Here is a 4,689-nt window from a genome sequence, read left to right on the forward strand (position 1 = left end):
TGTCTGCCGCGAATGATGAGATCCGTACCCATGGTCTTGCCTCCTTCCTGACAGGAAGGTAGCAAGCCCAATCTTGGAACGTAAGGGTTTTTTTAGAAACGCGTAATGCTCCCGCACATATTGCCGCACGGTGGTCTCCGCCCCGCTGAACCCGAGTTCCCGTTTTAGCCGACGATAAATCCGGACAGCCGTATGTCGCTGTTTTTTCGGCCGTTCCTTGTCGTCCCGTAGCCATTGCTCGATTGTGTCTAAGTAAGGCCCAAGCGTCGGGTATGGTTGCTGCAGCCTCGGTTTATACCCGTCATATTCACCCCTTAGCACCCGTTTTATCGTATTTTTAGAGTGGCCCGTCTCTCTGGCTATTTGTTTGATGCCCTTGCCATAAACCCGATGTGCGGTCCGTATGTAACTGTATTGATCCACCTTCAGCATCCCTTTCCCTCCGGCTTCAGGATATGCTTCAACATCCTGTACCAGAGTCTTGGCTGAGGGGGGGTCAATTTTGTGCCGTCGTTTCCCCTTTTAGAGGGTCAATTTTAGACTATCGAAACCACCCGTCAGCGCTGCTGGCGGTATGATTGGCTGTTGGAGTTTGACATAAAGGGCCTTTTCGACAACATCGATCACGATTTGCTGATGCGCGCGGTTAGAACACATACGGACTGTAAATGGCTGCTGCTCTATATTGAGCGCTGGCTCAAAGCACCCTTTCAGTTGGAAGGCGGTCAGATAGTAGAGCGCCGGTCTGGAACACCGCAAGGCGGTGTGATCAGCCCCGTTTTATCGAATCTGTTCCTGCATTATGTGTTTGACAAGTGGATGGAGCGAAATTTTCCGCAAAATCCATGGGCGCGCTATGCAGATGATGCGGTGGCACATTGTCGGGCAAGAAGAGAGGCTGAATACTTGTTGGCGCGGTTGGATAAGCGTTTTAACGAATGCGGGCTTGAGCTACATCCGGATAAAACGCGAATCGTCTACTGTAAAGACGATGATCGTATGGCGGACTACCCGGAAATCAAGTTCGATTTTCTTGGGTATACCTTTCGTCCGAGGCGATCAAAAAATCGTTACGGCAAGTTTTTCATCAACTTTACGCCCGGAGTCAGCAACAAAGCTGCAAAAGCGATGCGCAAAACGATCCGCACTTGGCGGATTCATCTGAAGCCGGATAAGACGATCGAGGACATATCTCGAATGTTTAATCCGGCAATGCGCGGATGGATTAAGTATTACGGCCGCTTTTATAAGTCCGCGTTGTATCCGGTGCTCAGACACATGAATCGTGCTCTGATCCATTGGGCACGTAGGAAATACAAAAAGCTGAGTCGCCATCGACGGCGCGCGGAACATTGGTTGGGGCGAATTGCCCGAAAAGAACCGCGACTGTTCGCGCACTGGCAGATGGGGATTTTGCCATCGGTTGGGTGATGGGAGCCGGATGAGCCGAGAGGTTCACGTCCGGTTCTGAGAGGGCCTGGGGGTGAGATTCCCCCAGGCTACTCACCGCAACATTTACGTCCATTCCGAACGGGCAGGGAAAAGGGTGCTGGGCTCTATCGAAAGATTTTTGAGCAAGAGATTGAAACTCAAGGTCAACCGTAATAAAACGGCTGTGGTCAGGCCCCAAGAGCGGAAGTTCCTTGGGTTCAGCTTTACATCGGGCCGGAAACTTAAGATAAAGCTCTCAGGAAAAGCCCTCAAAAACGCCAAATATCGGATCAAACGGATTACGCGCAGATCCAGAGGGGTCAACCTGCAGCAAATTATCAAAGAGCTGAATGTGTTTACCTGTGGATGGGTCGGCTATTATCGACTCATTGAGACGCCAACTGTTCTGAGGGATTTGGACAGCTGGATACGCCGGAGACTCCGCTGTTTCGTAATGAAGAAGTGGATCAACAACTGCCACACCAGGTACAACGGCCTGCTGGCGCTTGGCGTCAGTGACCGGAATGCCAAACCGGTAGCCGGGTCCCGAAAGGGCCCGTGGGCAATGTCCAACATGAAACCGGTCCAGGTGGGCATGCCGAATCACTTTTTTGCTAAAAGAGGCCTACAACCGTTACTCAATCAGTATAACAGGTTGGTTACTGCTATATGAACCGCCGTGTACGGACCCGTATGCACGGTGGTGTGGGAGGGCGAAGGCCGTGAGGCCTTCCCCTATCCCGATTAAATATAGGTTGTTTTATCTATATTGAGCACTGGAGCACTGGGTCAGAGTTGATTTATTTTAATTATATTTTGTACGCAAAAGACTTCAAAAGTTATAGCTTTTTGCAGACAAAGTATAATAATCAAGTTGACAAATTATATTTTGTATGCGATAAGCTCTATAAATAGGAGCGCATCGCAAATGAGAGGTAATCAGAAATTAAAAACTCTTGGTCCTAGATTGGCCTTTCTCGTCGCTGAGTTATACGAGCAGCAAAAGACGGTCTTTTCCAACCAGGACGTGGAAACGATTACCGGCCTGAGCCCCAAAGCGGCCCGAGGACTAACGATCCGCCTCGTGGAAAGGGGCCTGGCGACCAGGCTTAAGCCGGGATTGTTCATCCTGGTGCCGGCCGAACTAGGCCATGGGCGGGATTATTTGGGCGATCCATATGTCGTTGCTGCGGAAATCGTCGGTGGTTCCGGTTACTTCATTTCCCATGCCTCGGCTATGGATATTCACCAAATGGTCACCCAGCCACAGCTCGTGGTGTATACGACAACAACTCAATCTATTCGCCCGCGATCCATACTCGGAACTGAATTCCGCTTCGTGCGCTGCAAAACGAACCATTTTTTCGGCACTATGGACCACTGGGCAAGCAAGACGAAAAAGATCAAGATCAGCGATCTTGAAAGAACCGTCATCGACGGGCTCAGGCAGTCTGAATACTGCGGCGGCTTCAGCGAAGTCGCCAAGGGGTTCTGGATGCGGCGGCAGGATATGGACGTGAAAAAGCTGGTTGAATACGCTTTGATGCTGGATATCGGAGCGGTTTATCGCCGCCTCGGATATCTGCTGGAATTGTTCGAGACAAAAGAAGACCAGCTGGAATTGCTGCGTAAAAAACTCACCGCCTCCTACGTCCTCCTTGACCCGATGATGCCGGCCGAGGGCAAATTCATCGCCCGCTGGAGACTTAGGCTCAATGTAAGCCCGGAAGAGATAGCAGCGATAATAAGGACCTGATCAATGATTCCCCAAAGAAATATTTCATTACTGTCAAATCGCCTCGCCAAGGCTGGCGGTCGTCGTATACCGGAAGGCGTGCTTGAGCGGGACTATTGCCTGGCCTGGTTCCTGGTCGGACTCGCCCGATCACCACTCCGAGAGGCTCTTGCCTTCAAGGGCGGTACCGCGTTGAAACGTTGCTATATGGGAGATTATCGTTTTTCCGAGGACCTCGATTTTACTTTAGTCAAGGCAACATCCCTGGAAACTATTCTTGCCGAACTGGAGATGATTTCCTCAGAGGTCCACAGGACTTCTGGCATCATTATTCGTTATTCTCGGGAGGATCGAAAATCACATCAGAACAGCCATACTTTTTATCTCGCCTATGAGGGACCATTACCTGGTATGACGGTCAAGGAAGTGAAGGTGGATATCACCATTGAGGAACGACTTGTGCTGCCCTTAAAGGAAAGGCCGGTCTTGAAAGGCTACGAGGAGTACGAAGACCTCCCGGATGACGCAACTATTCTGGTTTATTCCTTGGAAGAAATTCTAACGGAGAAAGTGGTCGCCCTGGCTGACCGGGCTCGAAACGAACCGCGCGATCTCTATGATGTCTGGTATCTTATGGAACCGGAGAACATGGACCTGTCAGCCCTTATCCCGGAGATTTCAGCCAAACTCGAATTTCGTGGCAGGGGATTGGAAGGGATGGGCGAAGAATTTGGCAAAAAAGAAGCGCGATTGAAAAAACTATGGCAGATGCGACTGGCAAACCAGATGGCCGAGTTGCCTCATTTCGAAGAAGTGTATCGCGCTGTACAGCGTTCCTTCCGTAATGCCGGTCTAGTGTAAGCATAGTTTTGATGCTCCTGCACCTTATTCTGAAAATAGTTTATCGCACCCTGCACATCGTTCCGCAACTGTCCGGTCGATCAATGGTGAGGATTATGAATCAGATTCCGTGCAAATCGGCGATTGCTGCCTCTCTACCGATTAGCCATGTTGCCGGTCGAGTATAACGTGTCCTTTCGGCGGGCGTGCAGAGATCAATAAATTTTCGGCATGTAAAATTTTTTAGCGTGCGAGGATGAAGCAGAGGCCGGGAGACCCCAAGGGGCCCCCGGCGGGATAGGGTTAGCGGTTTTGATCCTGGTAATGCCACGGCATGAAGGTATGCGGGGAGGTCTGCAGGGCTTTGGTATTCTTCTGGAGCCATGTGAGGTAGTCGAGCGGGTTGACGCCTGAAAGTTGACAGGTGTGGATGAGGCTCATGAAGAGATCCCCGACATAGGCGCCGCGTTGCGTCTTGTAGAAGAGGGAGTTTTTCCGGTGTAGGATGGCGAACTTCAGGGCCCTTTCACAGATATTGTTGTCCAGCGGGGCTCCAGGCACCTTGAGAAAACAGGTCAGTTCCTTCCAGTGTTTGAGGAGGTAGGTGATCGCCTTCCCCAAGCCGGAGTTGGGCTCCACGGTCTTCTCCGCAAATTGCTGATGGCACCACGCCTCAAGAGCTG

4 protein-coding genes and 2 pseudogenes are annotated in these 4,689 nt (G+C 51.0%); 4 read left to right on the forward strand and 2 right to left on the reverse strand.

Features of this window, described 5'->3' with window-relative positions; translation table 11 throughout:
- Positions 1-432 (reverse strand): annotated as a pseudogene (locus H567_RS29470) (hypothetical protein); the annotation flags it as partial.
- Between the two features lie 111 nt (positions 433-543).
- Here H567_RS29470 and H567_RS26485 point away from each other — a divergent pair.
- The 4 genes and pseudogenes from H567_RS26485 to H567_RS0120990 all read left to right on the forward strand — a co-directional run.
- Positions 544-1,431, forward strand: a pseudogene (locus H567_RS26485) (reverse transcriptase domain-containing protein); the annotation flags it as partial.
- 139 nt (positions 1,432-1,570) lie between these two features.
- Positions 1,571-2,104: a group II intron maturase-specific domain-containing protein gene (locus H567_RS26490; RefSeq protein ID WP_161626673.1), complete on the forward strand. Its 534-nt coding sequence runs from the start codon at positions 1,571-1,573 to the stop codon at positions 2,102-2,104.
- A gap of 255 nt (positions 2,105-2,359) precedes the next feature.
- On the forward strand, positions 2,360-3,187 hold the full coding sequence (locus H567_RS0120985; protein ID WP_028322891.1) for a type IV toxin-antitoxin system AbiEi family antitoxin domain-containing protein: 828 nt from the start codon (positions 2,360-2,362) through the stop codon (positions 3,185-3,187).
- A gap of 3 nt (positions 3,188-3,190) precedes the next feature.
- Entirely contained in the window at positions 3,191-4,027 is an 837-nt protein-coding gene (locus H567_RS0120990) for a nucleotidyl transferase AbiEii/AbiGii toxin family protein (RefSeq protein ID WP_028322892.1), read from the forward strand.
- Between the two features lie 282 nt (positions 4,028-4,309).
- Here H567_RS0120990 and H567_RS0120995 read toward each other — a convergent pair.
- The coding region (locus tag H567_RS0120995) for an IS66 family transposase (protein ID WP_028322893.1) at positions 4,310-4,689 on the reverse strand (380 nt) is incomplete at its 5' end.

The sequence above is a fragment of the Desulfatiglans anilini DSM 4660 genome (genome assembly GCF_000422285.1).
GTDB lineage: Bacteria > Desulfobacterota > DSM-4660 > Desulfatiglandales > Desulfatiglandaceae > Desulfatiglans > Desulfatiglans anilini.

Excerpts from the sequence above, each read along its gene's own strand:
- H567_RS0120985 (WP_028322891.1), top strand. The coding sequence starts at position 2,360 with ATGAGAGGTAATCAGAAATTAAAAACTCTTGGTCCTAGATTGGCCTTT.
- H567_RS0120990 (WP_028322892.1), top strand. The coding sequence starts at position 3,191 with ATGATTCCCCAAAGAAATATTTCATTACTGTCAAATCGCCTCGCCAAG.